This is a genomic window from Streptomyces sp. MspMP-M5 (genome assembly GCF_000373585.1).
Taxonomy (GTDB): domain Bacteria; phylum Actinomycetota; class Actinomycetes; order Streptomycetales; family Streptomycetaceae; genus Streptomyces.
The window spans coordinates 1-17235 of sequence record NZ_KB891853.1; the positions used below are offsets into that span (position 1 = coordinate 1).

The window sequence follows — 17235 nt, forward strand, 5'->3', positions numbered from 1 at the left end:
GGCGAGATGACCTTCTCGATGATCTACGCCTACTCCGAGAACTACGTGCTGCCGATCTCGCACGACGAGGTGGTGCACGGCAAGCGGGCGCTGGTGTCGAAGATGCCCGGCGACTGGTGGCAGCAGCGCGCCAACCACCGCGCGTACCTGGGCTTCATGTGGGCCCACCCGGGCAAACAACTGCTCTTCATGGGGCAGGAGTTCGCCCAGGGCGCGGAGTGGGCGGAGAGCCACGGCCCGGACTGGTGGCTGCTGGACCCGTCCTACGAGGCGGCGGCGGACCACCGGGGCGTCCGCGACCTCGTCCGCGAGCTGAACCGCCGCTACGCGGCCACGCCCGCGCTGTGGGAGCGCGACACCGACCCCGGCGGCTTCTCCTGGATCGACTCGGGCGCCGCCGACGACAACGTCTTCTCCTTCCTCCGCTACGGGGCCGACGGATCTCCGCTGCTCTCGGTCACCAACTTCTCCCCCGTCGTCCGGCACGGCTACCGGCTGGGCGTCCCCGGCGAGGTGCCGGCCTGGCGGGAGGTCCTCAACACCGACGCCCCGCGCTTCGGCGGCGGCGGCGTCGCCAACTCCGGCCCGCTGAAGACCGAGCCGGTGCCCTGGAACGGCCGCCGCACCTCGATCGCGGCGGCGCTGCCCCCGCTGGCCACGGTCTGGCTGCTGCCCGCCTGAGAGCGGGCCGGCCGCCGCCCGCGGTACGCCGAAGGGGCGGGCGCCCGTGGCACCCGCCCCTTCTCCCCTCCTGCGCGTCCGGGGTGTCAGACCGCGGCGGACGTCCTGGTGCCGTCGGCCGTGCCGGTGCCGGTGCCGGGCGGCGCACCGTGGGCGTCGGCGGTCAGCGTGCGTTCGTCGAACGGCAGTCGGCCGGCCAGCACCTCGGTGGCGCGGTCCCGGTCGATCTCCTTGGTCCAGGTGCCGATCAGCACGGTGGCCACGGCGTTGCCGGCGAAGTTGGTCAGGGCGCGGGCCTCGCTCATGAAGCGGTCGATGCCGACGATCAAGCCGACGCCGTCGACGAGTTCGGGCCGGTGCGACTGGAGGCCGCCGGCCAGCGTCGCCAGGCCCGCGCCGGTGACCCCGGCCGCCCCCTTGGAGGCGATGATCATGAAGACCAGGAGCGAGATCTGCTGGCCGAGCGAGAGCGGCTTGTCCATCGCCTCGGCGACGAACAGCGAGGCCATGGTGAGGTAGATGGCGGTGCCGTCGAGGTTGAAGCTGTAGCCGGTCGGGACGGTGATGCCGACGACCGGCCGGCTCACGCCCAGGTGCTCCATCTTCGCGATCAGCCGGGGCAGCGCCGACTCCGAGGAGGAGGTCGACAGGATCAGCAGGAACTCCCGGCCGAGGTAGGCGAGCAGCCGGAAGACGTTCACCCCGGCGACCAGCCGGAGCAGCGTGCCGAGCACCACGACGACGAAGAGCAGGCAGGTCGCGTAGAAGCCGGCCATGATGACGGCGAGCGACTTCAGCGCGGCCAGGCCGGTGGCACCGACGACCGCGGCCATCGCGCCGAAGGCCCCCACCGGCGCCGCCCACATGATCATCGACAGCACCCGGAAGACCAGCTTCTGGACATGGCCGATGCCGCGCAGCACCGGCTCGCCCGCCGGGCCGAGCGCCTGCAGCCCGAAGCCCACCAGCAGCGCCACCAGCAGGGTCTGGAGCACCTCGCCCTGGGTGAGGGCGGAGACCAGGGAGGTCGGGATGATGCCGAGGAGGAAGTCGGTGGTGGTCTCGTGGGCGCCGGCGGTCTGGGCCTGGCCGGCGTGCCGGAGCGCGTCGGTCAGGTGCAGGCCGGAGCCGGGGTCCAGGAGGTTGCCGACGAGCAGGCCGATGGCCAGCGCGACGGTGGACATCACCATGAAGTAGCCCAGGGCCAGCCCGCCGACCGCGCCGACCTTGGCCGCCTTACGGACCGAGCCGACGCCGAGCACGATGGTGCAGAAGATGACGGGCGAGATCATCATCTTGATGAGGTTCACGAAGCCGGTGCCCAGCGGTTTGAGCGCCACGGCGAAGCCGGGGGCGGCCAGGCCCACGACGATGCCGAGCAGCACGGCGCCGATCACGGCGAGGTAGAGGAAGTGCGTCCGGTCCCGCTTGGCCGGCCGGGTGTCCTCGGCGGCGCCCCCGGACGGCGGGGTCTGTGCAGCCACGGCTGCCCTACCTTTCTGACTGGAGCCACGGTTCTGCGCCACTTTCGCGGCCCGGCTCGCGGCGCACAACGAGTCCCGGCGACTATGCAGGGGCGGTGTGGCACCCGTCACCCTTGCGTACGTTTCGTTCACGTAAAAGTGACCGGGCAGACTGTTCCGTATGCGCCTCCCCCGTCTCCGCCCGTCACGGCGGCTGCGCGGCCCCCGCAGTCTGGCCGGGCAGCTCTTCGCCGTGCAGGTGGTCCTGGTGGCGGCGGTGGTCCTGGGCTGCGCGGTCTTCGCCTACGTCAGTGCCGGGCGGCAGGCGGAGGAGACCGCGCGGCGGCAGGCGACCGCGGCGGCCACCGCCGTCGCCGACTCCCCGGCCGTGGTGGCCGCGGCCCGCACGAAGGACCCGACCGCCGCGCTCCAGCCGTACAGCGAGCGGCTGCGGCGGGACGCCGGCGTCGACTTCGTCGTGGTGATGGCGCCGGACGGGACGCGCTGGACCCATCCGGAGCCGTCCGCGATCGGCGGGAAGTACCTCGGCCACATCGGGCCCGCGCTGCGCGGCGAGATCTTCCCGGAGACCCATATGGGCGTGCTCGGGCCGTCGGTGCGGGTCGTCGCGCCGGTCCGCGACCCCGGGCGGGGCGGCCGGATCACCGCACTGGTCAGCTCCGGGATCACCATCGCCACGATCAGCCAGCAACTGCGCGACCAGGTCCTGGCGCTGGCCGGGGTGGCCGCGGCGGCGCTGGCACTGGGCGGGCTGGGCACGTACGTGGTCAACGCCCGGCTGCGCCGGCACACCCACGGGATGAACGCCGCGGAGCTGGCCCGGATGTACGACTACCACGAGGCCGCGCTGCACGCCGTCCGCGAGGGGCTGCTGATGCTCGACGGGGCGGGGCGGGTGGCGCTGATCAACGACGGCGGGCGGGAGTTGCTGGGGCTGACCGGGGACGCGGTCGGCCGGCCGGTCGCCGCGCTGGGGCTGCCGGAGCCGCTGACCGAGGCGCTGCTGGCGCCCGGCCCGACGGTCGACGCCCTGCATCTGACCGGTGAACGGGTGCTGGTGGTCAACTCCGCGCCGGTCTCCGGCGGTCAGCGCCGCGGCAGCGTCGTCACCCTCCGCGACCACACCGAACTCCAGGCGCTCTCCGGCGAGTTGGACTCCGTACGGGGCTTCGCCGAGGCGCTGCGCTCGCAGGCGCACGAGGCGGCCAACCGGCTGCACACCGTGGTCTCGCTGATCGAACTGGGCCGGGCCGAGGAGGCCGTCACCTTCGCCACCGCCGAGCTGGAGCTGGCGCAGGCGCTGACCGACCGGGTGGTGGGCGCGGTCGCCGAACCGGTGCTGGCCGCGCTGCTGCTGGGCAAGGCGGCCCAGGCCAACGAGCGCGGCGTGGAGCTGGTGCTGACCGAGGACAGCCGGATCGACGACGGGGTGATCCCGCCGGACCTGCCGGCCCGCGACCTGGTCACGGTGCTGGGCAACCTCGTCGACAACGCCCTGGACGCCGCCGCCCCGCCCCAGGGGCCCGGCGCCCCGCCGCAGGTGCGGGTCACCGCCCGGGCGGACGGCGGCGAACTGCTGCTGTGCGTCGTGGACAACGGGCCGGGCATCGCCGCGGACGCCACCGAGGGGGTCTTCCGGCGCGGCTGGAGCACCAAGGACTGCACCAGCGAGAAACCTGCCGCCGGCGCCCGCGGGCTGGGCCTGGCCCTGGTCGGGCAGGCGGTGCGGCGGCACGGCGGCACGATCCGGCTGGACCGGGGGGCGGAGGGCGGCGCGCGGTTCACCGTGCGGCTGCCGCTGCGGGCCGCGGAAGGTGTCCCGCGGTGAGCGACGAGCCGATCCGGGTGCTGGTCGTCGAGGACGATCCGGTCGCCGCCGCCGCGCACGCGCTGTACGTGGGGCGGGTGCCGGGCTTCGCGGTGTCCGGCACCGTGCACTCCGGGGCCGGCGCCCGCCGCCACCTCGACCACCACCCGGTCGATCTCCTGCTGCTGGACCTGTTCCTGCCGGACGGCCACGGGCTTCAGCTGGTGCGGACGCTGCGCGCGGCCGGGCACGCCGCGGACATCATCGCGGTGACGTCGGCCCGCGATCTGGCGATGGTCCGCGAGGGCGTCTCGCTGGGCGTCGTCCAGTACGTGCTCAAGCCGTTCACCTTCGCCACCCTGCGGGACCGGCTGCTGCGCTACGCCGAGTTCCGCGCCACCACCGGGGAGGCCAGCGGGCAGGACGAGGTGGACCGGGCGCTGGCGGCGCTGCGCGCCCCGCGGCCGGCCGCGCCGCCCAAGGGACTGACCGCGGCCACCCTGCGGGCGGTGACCGATACGCTGCGGGCCGCCGCCGACGGGCTGACCGCGACCCAGGCCGCCGCGGACGTGGGCATCTCCCGGATCACCGCGCGCCGTTACCTGGAGCACCTCGTGGAGAGCGGCCGGGCCGCCCGCGCCCCGCAGTACGGCCAGGTCGGCCGGCCGGAGCTGCGCTACCGCTGGTCGGCCCGCTGACACCTGCGGGCCTTTCGGCGGCGCGGTCCGTACCTCCACCACGAGGTGAGGGAATTTCCTCGTCCCGCTCATGTGGCCGCTTTCGCCCGGGCAACTCCCGGGGCCGGCCGGCGTTTTCACGCCTTTCGGGAATCACGGCCATCGGGAATCACGACCTTCGAGGATCGGAGCTTTCGGGGATCGCGGCCTCCTGGAATTACCGCCTTCGGGAATTACGGTGCGACCGCGTTCGGAGAAATCCGGGAACTCGGAGAACTCCGGGAACTCGCCGCATTCCCGGCCGGGTACTCGACACCGGTGATCCTTCTGCAACATCCTGGTCTCCCCGTGGCCGGCCGCGGCGCGTAAAACGCCTGGCCAGTGGCCTTGCAGGGCGATTTCGGCGGGAAACCGCCGAAAGCTGACCGAACCTCGGCGGATACCCCGTAGTTTCCTCCAACCCGCAAACTTGGATATCCACACGATAGGTACCGGGCCACCTCGTCACTTACCGTGTGCCGGTGAACACGCACGACGGGGATGCGCGCAGGCCCCCTTTCAACGCCGCCGCCGCCCGCCGGCTGCGCGAGGCCCTCGGCATGACCCACGCGCATGTCGCCTACGGAATCTGGGCCGCCTACGGAATGCGGAGGGAACCGGCCGCGGTGGCGTCCTGGGAATTGGGCGAGAGCGCCCCCACCGAGGCCGAGTTGGCCGCGCTGGCCGGCGCCCTGTGGTGCGCCCCGGCGGAACTCCTCGGCGCCCCCGGAACCCTCCGCGAATTCCGTATGGCGCTCGGTCTGGCGCCCGCCGATCTGGCGCTGCGGATCGGCATGGATCAGGCGGCGTACGAGCGGCTGGAGGCCGGCGGGCGGTGGACCGGCACCGACCGGCAGGCGGCGGCGCTCGCCGCCGAGCTGGCGCTGCCGCTGCCCGCACTGGTCCGCTTCACCGGTCGGGAGGACCGCCTCGTCGAGCTGCTGACCAGTGCGGCGACCACCCGGTGGCAGGGCTACGTCCGGCCGGTCGGCAAGGTCGCGCCGCTGCCCAAGGAGCAGCTGCAGAAGGCGCTCCAGGGGCTGCACGAGGAGTACCACGCGCGGATGACCGCGTCGCTCAGCTGGACCGGCGGGGACGCCGCGGACGAGGCCGGCCGGGCGGGCCGGGACCTCCTCGACGGCGTCCTGGCGGAGTTCTGGCGGCGGGTCGGCGAGTCAGCACTCTGACACCCGTCACTGACCCGGCCCGGCCCCCGACCCGGCCCGGCTCCGGGGCGGCTCCGGGGCGGCCCGTCGGTCTGCGGGCGGACGGCCGTCCGTCCCGAGGATGACGTCGTCGGCGGGTGTCGCACTTCCGGCCGGTCCGGCTTTCGGTCCCTGCGGCCGAAGACGGGCTGACCTGCGGCATCGAGGATGGAGGGAGCGTTTGCACGCTGTCCCCATCCCTTTCCGCCTCCCAGGAGTTGTGGTGCCACACGCCGCCGTCCCCCATCCCGCCACCCCCGCCCGCACCGCCGCGGCCGTCGCCGCCCGGGCCACCGGCCTGAGCAAGGTCTACGGCCACGGCGAGACCCGGGTGGTCGCGCTGGACTCCGTCGACGTGGAGTTCGGCCGGGCCCGGTTCACCGCGATCATGGGCCCGTCCGGCTCCGGGAAGTCCACCCTGATGCACTGCATGGCGGGGCTGGACTCGGTCACCTCCGGCTCCGCCCGGATCGGGGACGTGGAGCTGGCCACGCTGGGCGACAAGCAGCTGACCCGGCTCCGCCGGGACCGGATCGGCTTCATCTTCCAGGCGTTCAACCTGCTGCCCACGCTCACCGCGCTGGAGAACATCACGCTGCCGATGGACATCGCCGGCCGCCGCCCGGACCGGGAGTGGGTCGGCCGGGTCGTGGAGACCGTGGGCCTGTCCGGGCGGCTGAAGCACCGGCCGGCCCAGCTCTCCGGCGGCCAGCAGCAGCGGGTCGCGGTGGCGCGGGCGCTGGCCGCCCAGCCGGAGATCATCTTCGCCGACGAGCCGACCGGCAACCTCGACTCCCGCTCCGGCGCCGAAGTGCTGGGCTTCCTGCGGGAGTCGGTGCGGGCGATGGGCCAGACCGTGGTGATGGTCACCCACGACCCGGTCGCCGCCGCCTACGCGGACCGGGTGGTCTTCCTCGCGGACGGCCGGATCGTCGACGAACTCGCCGACCCGACCGCGGACGCCGTGCTGGACCGGATGCGGCGCTTCGAGACCGCGGGCCGCACGAGCTGACGCGCGCCCGCACCGCCCACCCGGCCCCAGGCGCCGCACGAGCCGACCCGGTCGGCCGCCCCTTCCGGGCCCGGCCCCGTACCCAGGACTGACAACCACCATGTTCACCACCGCCCTGCGCAACGTCCTCGCGCACAAGGCCCGGCTGCTGATGACCGCGCTCGCGGTCCTGCTCGGCGTCGCCTTCGTCGCGGGCACCCTGATCTTCAGCGACACCGTCGGCGAGGCCGTCAAGAACGCCTCCGCCCGGAACCTCAAGGACGTGGCCGTCTCCGTCAAGGCCACCTCGGACCCCGACACCGGCCCCGGTCCCGGGAAGGACGGCAAGCGGGCCACCGCCCTCGACCAGCGGCTGGCCGACCGGATCCGCGCCCTGCCGGGCGTGGCGTCCGTGCGCGCCGACGTCACCGGCCAGGCCACGCTGGCCGGCCGGGACGGCGAGCCGATCGGCAACGGCTGGCAGAACCGCGCCGTCAACTACCAGCCGGGCAAGGACGGCAAGGACGACCGCTATCCCCTGGTCGCGGGCCGCGGCCCGGCCTCCGGCGACGAGATCGCGCTGGCCGAGAGCACCGCGAAGGCCGCCGGTGTGCGGCTCGGCGACACCGTGCGCTTCGCGACCGACGGCCCGGTGCTGACGAAGAAGCTCGTCGGCATCGTGGCGACCGACGACCCGGCGGTGACCGCGGGCGGCAGCCTGGCGCTGTTCGACACCGCCACCGCGCAGCGGCTGTATCTGCACCCGGGCCAGTACGACGAGCTGGTGGTGGCGGCCGCCCCCGGCACCGACCAGCGGGCGCTGACCGCCGAGGTCCGCAAGCTGCTGCCGGCCAAGCGCGCCGAGGCCACCAGCGGACGCGAACTGGCCGCCGAGCAGGCCCGGTTGATCGCCGAGCAGAACAGCGCGCTCAGCAAGACGCTGCTGACGTTCGCCGGGATCGCCCTGTTCGTGGGCGTCTTCATCATCGCCAACACCTTCACCATGCTGATCTCCCAGCGCAGCCGCGAGATCGCGCTGCTGCGCGCGGTGGGCGCCTCCCGCCGGCAGGTCGTGCGCTCGGTGCTCGCCGAGGCCGGTCTGCTGGGGCTGGTCTCGTCGGTCGTCGGCTTCGCGCTGGGCACCGGGATCGCGGTGGGGCTGCGGGCCGTACTGGACGCAGGCGGAGCGGGCTTCCCGGACGGACCGGTGGTCATCAGCCCGGCCGCGGTGCTCGCCTCGCTCGGCGTCGGGGTGCTGGTGACCGTGCTGGCCGCCTGGCTCCCGTCGCGCAAGGCGGCGCGGATCGCGCCGGTGGAGGCGCTCAGCACCGTCGAGGCGCCGCCGGCCCCGCGCAGCCTCGTCGTCCGCAACGTCCTCGGCGCGCTGGTCACCGCCGCCGGTGTCGCGGTGATGCTCTGGGTCTCCACCCTGACCTCGGGCGACGACCTGCCGATCGCCATGGCGGGCTCGGCGCTGACCCTGACCGGCGTGATCATCCTGGCCCCGCTGCTGTCCCGGCCGCTGGTCTCCCTGGCCGGCGCGGTCACCACCCGCCTCTTCGGCGTCACCGGTCGGCTCGCCAAGGAGAACGCCCTGCGCAATCCGCGGCGGACGGCGGCGACCGGCTCGGCGCTGATGATCGGCCTGACCCTGATCACCGGGATGACCGTCGCCGGGCACTCCGCCCAGGTCGCGATGGACAAGATGGCCGGCCGCGGGCTGACCGCCGACTACCAGGTCAAGACCTCCACCTACGTCGGGCTGGACCCGAAGCTGTCCGCCAAGGTGGCGCAGGTCCCCGGCGTCGAGGCGACGGCCCCGCTGCGCGGCACCGGCTTCACCACCGACCCCGACCCCGGCGCCGGGCCGGGCGGCGGCTTCGGCTACGTCCACGGCACCGACCTCGACCAGATCGGCAAGCTCACGCAGCTGACCTTCACCCAGGGCTCGCTGGGCGCCGTCAAAGCCGGCGGCATCGCCGTCTCGCAGAAGGAGGCCAAGGAGCGCGGCTGGAAGGCCGGCGACACCCTGAACGTCGAGTTCTACGACAAGAAGAAGGCCCGGCTGAAGATCGCCGCCGTCTACGCGGACAACGAGGTGCTCGGCTCCTCCTTCGCCGCGACCGCCCTGGTCGATCCGCACCTGGACCGGCTCCGCGACGACGAACTGCTGGTCAAGGCGGCCGGCGGCGGCTCCCCCGAGCTGGCCAGGGAGATCCGGCGGGCGCTCGGCGACAGCCCGCTGCTGAAGGTCCAGGACCGCGACGCGCTGCGCAAGGAGACCGCGGGGCAGATCGACACCATCGTGAACATGGTCTACGGACTGCTCGGCATGGCCGTGCTCATCGCGGTGGTCGGCGTGGTCAACACCCTGGCGATGTCGGTCTTCGAGCGCACCCGGGAGATCGGGATGCTGCGCGCGGTGGGCCTGGCCCGCGGCGGCATCAAGCAGATGGTGCGGCTGGAGTCGGTGGTCATCTCGCTCTTCGGCGCGGTGCTCGGCATGGGCCTGGGCGTCTTCCTGGCCTGGGCCGGCGGCAGCCTGGTCGGCTCGTCCTTCCCGACCTACGCCATGGTGCTGCCCTGGGGCCGGCTCGGCCTGTTCCTGCTGATCGCCCTGGTCGTCGGGGTGCTGGCGGCGCTGTGGCCGGCCCGGCGGGCGGCCCGGCTGAACATGCTGGCGGCCATCGGCGCGCAGTAGCCCCTGCGCCCACCCGTCACCCGGCGCCCGTGCCCCCGCTCCTCAACCGAGGGCGGGGGCACGGGCGTTGAGGACGGGCGCACGGGCGTTGCGGGACCGCAGGGCGGGACGCGACCTCTCTGCCGGATGCCTTGACACCCGAGGGCCTGTCATGGACATTCCCCTAGGCCCACTTGGTCCAGTCCAGCACAGGCGCACGCCCGCCGGCGCAGGCCGGCCGGGCACGCCCGGACCGGCTCGGGCCGCCCCCCCCACAGGTCCCTGGAGGACATGCATGGACAGCCCCGGACTCAGCACCGGCTCCGGAACCAGACCCCGGCCGCACCTCGCCGCCCTCGCCGTCACCGCCGCGGCCCTCACCGCGCTGCTGGCGCTGACGCCGGCCGCCCCGGCCACCGCCACCACCCACCCGGCCACGGCCCGGACCACCGCACCGCCCTCCCCCACGGCCCCGCACACCGGCGTCGTCACCGGGGCCCGCACACCGGCCCGTACAGCGGGGCGCGAGCGCGCCGTCCGTACGTTCCTGGCGGGGCGCCGCGCGGTGTCCGGCCCGGCGTGGACGCACCACCCCCGGCTCCCCGGCGGCCGGCCGGCCGCATCCGCTCCCCGGCAGGGCCAGGTGACCCACAACTGGTGGGGCGTCTTCCCCCAACCCGGCACGCACGACGGCATCATGGCCACCCACACCGTCGACCCGTCCTACACGGTCACCGACGCGGACAACGTCACCTACGCGCCCACCACCAAGGCCCAGAACTCCTGCATGGAAGTGGTCACCGCGTACACCAGCACCGGCAACGAGATCTGGGCGTGGGACTGGTGCGGGACCGTCGGCCCGGCCAAGACCGTCCCCCTCGACGACGCCTTCCTGAAGAACTACACCCCCGGCAACGGCGGACCGGCCGCGTACAGCGTGCAGATGGTGCGGGACGACGCGGCCGCCAACCGCTGGTCGGCCTACCTCTACAACTACCGCACCGCCGCCTGGGACCTGCTGTTCCGGCAGTCGGGCGCCGACCGGAGCGGGCTGGACCACGGCTGGGACATGTTCGAGATCTACGCGAGCGTCAACCCGGCCACCAACGAGGGGTATTACTGCACGGAGGCGCGGCATACGGTCTTCGACAGCAGCGCCGTGCGGTTGCGCAGCAACGGCGCCTGGAAGCCGGCGGGTCCGTCCGACTCGCCGTGGACGGAGACCGACCCCGATCCGGAGGCTTTCCTGTGCCCGCCGCTGAAGTTCGTCCAGGCGGGCGCGGACGACCACTGGACCGTGCGCCAGTGACGGACAACGGGCGGCGCACCCAACGGTGCGCCGCCCGCGACGTCTTGACGTAACGCCGGGACGCCCCGGAATGTCCCGGCGCGCCCCGGAACGCCTCAGAAGACCGACTCGGCCTCGTCCATGCGGTTCGCCGGGACCCGCTTGAGTTCGGTGATCGCGTCGGCCAGCGGCGCCATGACGATGTCCGTGCCGCGCAGCGCGGTCATCTGGCCGAAGTCGCCGCGGTGCGCGGCCTCGACGGCGTGCCAGCCGAAGCGGGTGGCCAGCACCCGGTCGTAGGCGGTGGGGGTGCCGCCGCGCTGGACGTGGCCGAGGATGACCGGGCGGGCCTCCTTGCCCAGGCGCCGCTCCAGCTCGCGGGCGAGCGCGGTGCCGATGCCGGAGAACCGCTCGTGGCCGAACTGGTCGATGGCGCCCTTCTTGTAGTCCATGGTGCCGGCGAGCGGGTGGGCGCCCTCGGCGACGCAGACCACGGCGAACTTCTTGCCCCGGGCGAAGCGCTCCTCCACCATCTTCACCAGGTCGTTGACGTCGAACTCGCGCTCCGGCAGGCAGATGCCGTGGGCACCGCCGGCCATGCCGGACTCCAGCGCGATCCAGCCCGCGTGCCGGCCCATGACCTCGACGACCATGACCCGCTGGTGCGACTCGGCGGTGGTCTTGAGGCGGTCGATGGCCTCGGTGGCCACGCCGACGGCGGTGTCGAAGCCGAAGGTGCGGTCGGTGGAGGAGATGTCGTTGTCGATGGTCTTGGGGACGCCGACGACGGGCATGCCGGCGTCGGCGAGCATCCGGGCGGCGGTGAGGGTGCCCTCGCCGCCGATCGGGATCAGGACGTCTATCCCGTACTCGCGGGAGAAGTCCTTGGCGCTCTCGCACGCCTCGCGCAGCCGGGCGCGCTCCAGGCGGGCGGAGCCGAGGATGGTGCCGCCGCGGGCGAGGATGCCGCTGACCGCGTCCAGGTCGAGCTTGCGGAAGCGGCCGTCGAGCAGTCCCTTGAAGCCGTCCTCGAAGCCGATGACCTCGTCTCCGTGGCCGGTGAGGGCGCGGTGGACGACGGACCGGATCACAGCATTCAGGCCCGGGCAGTCGCCGCCCGCGGTGAGGACTCCGATACGCATCGTGCTGTGTCTCCTGTGCTCGCTGTCGGTTCGTGTGAGCCGGTCCGATTGTTTCACGTGTCGCCCGGTCCCACCCCGGCCCGCCCCGGCCGTGCGCCGGGACCACCCCCACTGTCCCCGCACCGGCCTCCACAGGGAAACTGGAAGAGCGACCTAGCCACCCGCGCAGGTATTGTCAAGAGGGGCAAGGCCACAATAACGGCCGATTTTGACCTTGTGAGCAGGGAAAACCGCGAGCTCGGAGCCTCGCGGCCATCGAGAGGGACGGAGACCACGCGTGACGCGCAGCGTGTACGTGACCGGTATCGACCGCGGCGACGGCCGCCAGGTCGTCGAGCTGGGAGTGATGGAGCTCCTGACCCGCCACGTCGACCGGGTGGGGGTGTTCCGCCCCCTGGTCCACGATGGGCCCGACCGGCTGTTCGATCTGCTGCGGGCCCGCTACCGCCTCGCCCAGCCCGCCGAGACGGTCTACGGCATCAGCTACGCCGAGGCCGCCGCCCTCCAGGCCGAGCGCGGCACCGACGAGCTGGTCTCCCGGCTCGTCGACCGCTTCCACGCGGTGGCCCGCGACTACGAGTACGTCCTGGTCCTCGGCTCGGACTACGCCGACACCAGCCTGCCGGACGAACTGGCGCTCAACGCCCGGCTGGCCAACGAGTTCGGCGCCGCGGTGATACCCGTCGTCGGCGGCCAGGGCCAGGAGGCCGAGTCGGTCCGCGCCGAGGCCCGCAACGCCTACCGCGCCTACGACTCGCTGGGCTGCGACGTCGTCGCGCTGGTCGTCAACCGCGTCGCGCCCGAGCAGCGCACCGCCGTCGTCGAGCGGCTCGCCGCCCGTCTGCCGGTGCCCTGCTACGCGCTCCCCGAGGACGGCTCGCTCTCCGCGCCGACCGTCGGCCAGATCGTGCAGGCGCTCGGCGCCGAGGTGCTGCTCGGCGACGACTCCGGGCTCGCCCGGGACGCCCGGGACTTCGTCTTCGGCGGCGCGATGCTGCCGACCTTCCTCCAGGCGCTCACCCCCGGCTGCATGGTGATCACCCCCGGGGACCGCGCCGACCTCGTCATCGGCTCGCTCGCCGCGCACAGCGCCGGCGCCCCGCCGATCGCCGGTGTGGTGCTCACCCTCGACGAGCGGCCCGGCCCCGACATCATGGCGCTGGCCGCCCGCCTGGCGCCCGGCACCCCGGTGGTCTCCGTCCCCGGCGGCTCCTTCCCCACCGCCGCCGAGCTGTTCGCCATCGAGGGCAAGCTGAACGCCGCCTCGCCGCGCAAGGCCGAGACCGCGCTCGGCCTCTTCGAACGGCACGTGGACACCGCCGAGCTGACCGACAAGATCTCCGTCGCCCGCTCCGGCCGGGTCACGCCGATGATGTTCGAGCACGAGCTGATCGAGCGGTCCCGCGCCGGCCGCCGCCGGGTCGTGCTCCCCGAGGGCGCCGAGGAGCGGGTGCTGCGCGCCGCCGACGTGCTGCTGCGCCGCGACGTCTGCGACCTGACGCTGCTGGGCGAGGAGGAGGCGATCCGCAAGCGCGCCGCCGACCTGGCCATCGACCTGGCCGACGCCCAGATCATCGACCCGCAGTCCTCGCCGCTGCGCGAGCGGTTCGCCGAGCTGTACGCCACCCTCCGTGCCCACAAGGGCGTCGGCTACGAGCTGGCCTACGACATGGTCGCGGACGTCTCCTACTTCGGCACGCTGATGGTCCAGGAGGGCCTGGCCGACGGCATGGTCTCGGGTGCCGTGCACTCGACCGCCGCCACCATCCGGCCCGCCTTCGAGATCATCAAGACAAAGCCCGGCGCGCAGATCGTCTCGTCGGTCTTCTTCATGTGCCTGGCCGACCGCGTCCTGGTCTACGGCGACTGCGCGGTCAACCCGGACCCGAACGCCGAGCAGCTGGCCGACATCGCCATCCAGTCCGCCACCACCGCCGCGCAGTTCGGCGTCGAGCCGCGGATCGCGATGCTGTCGTACTCCACCGGCACCTCCGGCTCCGGCGCCGACGTCGACAAGGTCCGCAAGGCCACCGAGATCGTCCGCGAGCGGCGCCCGGACCTGCTGGTCGAGGGCCCGATCCAGTACGACGCGGCGGTGGACGCGGCGGTCGCCCGGACCAAGCTGCCGGACTCCGAGGTGGCCGGCCGGGCCACCGTGCTGATCTTCCCGGACCTCAACACCGGCAACAACACCTACAAGGCCGTCCAGCGCTCCGCCGGCGCGGTGGCGGTCGGCCCGGTCCTCCAGGGCCTGCGCAAGCCGGTCAACGACCTCTCGCGCGGCGCCCTCGTCCAGGACATCGTCAACACCGTCGCGATCACCGCGATCCAGGCCCAGGGCGCCCAGCCCGGCGCCGGCCACACCGCCTGACCCCTCCCCACCGGAAAGCCCCTTCATGACTGCCAACGCCACCCGCGTCCTCGTCCTCAACTCCGGCTCGTCGTCGGTGAAGTACCAGCTGCTCGACATGGCGGAGGCGGCGGACGGCTCCGCCGCGGGCGCCCGCCTCGCCGTCGGCCTGGTCGAGCGGATCGGCGAGGAGACCTCGCGCCTGGCCCACACCCCGCTGGCCGCCGGCGGCGCCACCCGCGAGACCACCGGCCCGATAGCCGACCACCAGGCCGCGCTGAAGGCCGTCGCCGACGAGCTGGCCGCCGACGGCCTCGGCCTGGACTCCCCGGAACTGGCCGCGATCGGGCACCGGGTGGTGCACGGCGGGCTGAAGTTCACCGCGCCGACGGTGATCGACGACGCGGTGCTCCAGGAGATCGAGCGGCTGGTGCCGGTCGCCCCGCTGCACAACCCGGCCAACATCACCGGCATCCGCACCGCCCGCGCGCTGCGCCCCGACCTGCCGCAGGTCGCGGTCTTCGACACCGCCTTCCACACCACGATGCCGGAGGCCGCGGCCCGCTACGCCCTCGACGTGGCCACCGCCGACGCCCACCGCATCCGCCGCTATGGCTTCCACGGCACCTCGCACGCCTATGTCTCCCGCCGCACCGCCGAACTCCTCGGCAAGGCGCCGGAGGACGTCAACGTGATCGTGCTGCACCTGGGCAACGGCGCCTCCGCCTCCGCCGTCCGGGGCGGCCGCTGCGTGGACACCTCCATGGGCCTGACCCCGCTGGAGGGCCTGGTCATGGGCACCCGCTCCGGCGACATCGACCCGGCGGTGACCTTCCACCTCAAGCGGGTGGCCGGGATGTCCACCGACGAGATCGACGAGCTGCTCAACAAGAAGAGCGGCCTGATCGGGCTGTGCGGCGACAACGACATGCGGGAGATCCGCCGCCGCATCGACGAGGGCGACCAGCAGGCCGCGCTCGCCTTCGACATCTACATCCACCGGCTGAAGAAGTACATCGGCGCCTACACCGCGGTGCTCGGCAAGGTCGACGCGGTGGCCTTCACCGCGGGCGTCGGCGAGAACGCCGCCCCGGTCCGGGCCGCCGCCGTCGCCGGCCTGGAGGAGCTGGGCATGGCGGTGGACGCCTCGCTCAACGCCGTGCGGTCCGACGAGCCGCGGCTGATCTCGCCCGACTACGCCCGGGTCGCGGTCGCCGTGGTGCCCACCGACGAGGAACTGGAGATCGCCCGGCAGACATACGCCCTGGTCACCTCCTAGCCGGAGGCCGGCCCGCGGGCGGAGCGGGCGGGCCCGCCCGCTCCGCCCGCATTGCCTCTCCTCGGCTGAAGGGCCTGTGAAGCAGAGCGAAATATTCCGCTCCGAAACAAACCGATAGGATCGAGACATGCGCCGTTCCAAAATCGTCTGCACCCTGGGCCCCGCCGTCGACTCCTACGAGCAGCTGAAGACGCTGATCGAGGCCGGTATGAACGTGGCCCGTTTCAACATGAGCCACGGGACCCACTCGGAGCACGAGGAGCGGTACCACCGCCTCCGCAAGGCCGCCGAGGAGACCGGCCGCGCCGTCGGCGTGCTGGCCGACCTCCAGGGCCCCAAGATCCGCCTGGAGACCTTCGCCGAGGGCCCGGTGGAGCTGGTGCGCGGTGACGAGTTCGTCATCACCACCGAGGACGTCCCCGGTGACAAGCACATCTGCGGCACCACCTACAAGGGCCTGCCCGGCGACGTCTCCAAGGGCGACCCGGTCCTGATCAACGACGGCAACGTCGCCCTCCAGGTCGTCGAGGTCGACGGCCCGCGGGTGCGCACCATCGTCATCGAGGGCGGGGTCATCTCCGACCACAAGGGCATCAACCTCCCCGGCGCGGCGGTCAACGTCCCGGCGCTGTCCGAGAAGGACATCGAGGACCTGAAGTTCGCGCTGCACATGGGCTGCGACATGGTCGCGCTGTCCTTCGTGCGGGACGCCAAGGACGTCCAGGACGTGCACCGCGTCATGGACGAGGTGGGCCGCCGGGTCCCGGTCATCGCCAAGGTGGAGAAGCCGCAGGCGGTCGCCAACATGCAGGAGGTCGTGATGGCCTTCGACGCGGTGATGGTGGCCCGTGGCGACCTGGCGGTGGAGTACCCGCTGGAGAAGGTCCCGATGGTGCAGAAGCGCCTGGTGGAGATGTGCCGGCGGAACGCCAAGCCGGTGATCGTGGCGACCCAGATGATGGAGTCGATGATCACCAACTCCCGGCCGACCCGCGCCGAGGCGTCCGACGTCGCCAACGCCATCCTCGACGGCGCCGACGCGGTGATGCTCTCCGCCGAGTCGTCGGTGGGCCAGTACCCGATCGAGACCGTCAAGACCATGTCGAAGATCGTCGAGGCGGCCGAGGAGGAGCTGCTCTCCAAGGGCCTGCAGCCGCTGGTGCCCGGCAAGAAGCCGCGCACGCAGGGCGGTGCGGTGGCCCGCGCGGCCTGCGAGATGGCCGACTTCCTCGACGGCAAGGCGCTGGTGGCGTTCACCAAGTCCGGTGACACCGCCCGCCGGCTCTCCCGCTACCGCGCCGCCCAGCCGATCCTGGCCTTCACCACCGACCTCGCCACCCGCAACCAGCTCACCCTGAGCTGGGGCGTGGACTCCTTCGTCGTCCCGCACGTGGACAACACCGACGCGATGGTGGACCTGGTCGACGCCGAGCTGCTCAAGCTCAAGCGCTACAACGAGGGCGACACCATGCTGATCACCGCCGGTTCGCCCCCCGGCGTCCCCGGCACCACCAACATGGTCCGGGTGCACCACCTCGGCGGCGGACGCGCCTGACGCGCCGCCCCGGACGCACCGACGGCGGTGGGCCGCCCCCTGGTCGGGGGCGGCCCA

General features: G+C 73.1%; 12 protein-coding genes. 10 read left to right on the plus strand and 2 right to left on the minus strand.

Going from position 1 to position 17235, the window contains the following annotated elements:
• On the plus strand, positions 1–681 hold a 681-nt coding region (locus B073_RS38750; protein WP_018536031.1), incomplete at its 5' end, for an alpha amylase C-terminal domain-containing protein.
• Between the two features lie 86 nt (positions 682–767).
• Here the strand turns inward: B073_RS38750 and B073_RS0100010 are convergent.
• Positions 768–2165 (minus strand): C4-dicarboxylate transporter DctA, encoded by a 1398-nt coding sequence (locus tag B073_RS0100010; protein ID WP_018536032.1) that lies wholly within the window; start codon positions 2163–2165, stop codon positions 768–770.
• 160 nt (positions 2166–2325) lie between these two features.
• Between B073_RS0100010 and B073_RS0100015 the strand changes: the two genes are divergently transcribed.
• The 6 genes from B073_RS0100015 (at position 2326) to B073_RS0100040 (ending at position 10873) form a co-directional block, all read left to right on the plus strand.
• Complete coding sequence (locus B073_RS0100015) at positions 2326–3993, plus strand: ATP-binding protein (RefSeq protein WP_018536033.1); 1668 nt, start codon at positions 2326–2328, stop codon at positions 3991–3993.
• On the plus strand, positions 3990–4670 hold the full coding sequence (locus tag B073_RS0100020) for a response regulator (protein ID WP_018536034.1): 681 nt from the start codon (positions 3990–3992) through the stop codon (positions 4668–4670). Before B073_RS0100015 ends, B073_RS0100020 begins: the two co-directional genes overlap by 4 nt.
• Positions 4671–5164: 494 nt before the next feature.
• Positions 5165–5875 carry a helix-turn-helix domain-containing protein gene (locus B073_RS0100025; protein WP_018536035.1) on the plus strand — a complete coding sequence of 237 codons (711 nt, stop codon included), beginning with the start codon at positions 5165–5167 and terminating at the stop codon, positions 5873–5875.
• Positions 5876–6116: 241 nt separating this feature from the next.
• Positions 6117–6905, plus strand: a complete 789-nt coding sequence (locus tag B073_RS0100030) for an ATP-binding cassette domain-containing protein (protein WP_018536036.1) — start codon at positions 6117–6119, stop codon at positions 6903–6905.
• Positions 6906–7005: 100 nt separating this feature from the next.
• Positions 7006–9585 carry an ABC transporter permease gene (locus B073_RS0100035; protein WP_018536037.1) on the plus strand — a complete coding sequence of 860 codons (2580 nt, stop codon included), beginning with the start codon at positions 7006–7008 and terminating at the stop codon, positions 9583–9585.
• Positions 9586–9859: 274 nt separating this feature from the next.
• Entirely contained in the window at positions 9860–10873 is a 1014-nt protein-coding gene (locus tag B073_RS0100040; protein WP_018536038.1) for a hypothetical protein, read from the plus strand.
• Between the two features lie 95 nt (positions 10874–10968).
• Here the strand turns inward: B073_RS0100040 and B073_RS0100045 are convergent, their stop codons facing one another.
• Positions 10969–11994, minus strand: coding sequence for an ATP-dependent 6-phosphofructokinase (locus B073_RS0100045; RefSeq protein ID WP_018536039.1), 1026 nt, complete (start codon positions 11992–11994; stop codon positions 10969–10971).
• 277 nt (positions 11995–12271) lie between these two features.
• Here B073_RS0100045 and pta point away from each other — a divergent pair, with 277 nt between their 5' ends.
• The 3 genes from pta to pyk all read left to right on the plus strand — a co-directional run bounded on the left by pta (position 12272) and on the right by pyk (position 17178).
• Entirely contained in the window at positions 12272–14365 is a 2094-nt protein-coding gene (gene pta / locus B073_RS0100050; RefSeq protein ID WP_018536040.1) for a phosphate acetyltransferase, read from the plus strand.
• 25 nt (positions 14366–14390) lie between these two features.
• Positions 14391–15623, plus strand: a complete 1233-nt coding sequence (locus B073_RS0100055; protein ID WP_018536041.1) for an acetate kinase — start codon at positions 14391–14393, stop codon at positions 15621–15623.
• A 127-nt stretch (positions 15624–15750) separates the two neighbouring features.
• Positions 15751–17178, plus strand: a complete 1428-nt coding sequence (gene pyk, locus B073_RS0100060) for a pyruvate kinase (protein ID WP_018536042.1) — start codon at positions 15751–15753, stop codon at positions 17176–17178.
• Positions 17179–17235: the final 57 nt, after the last annotated feature.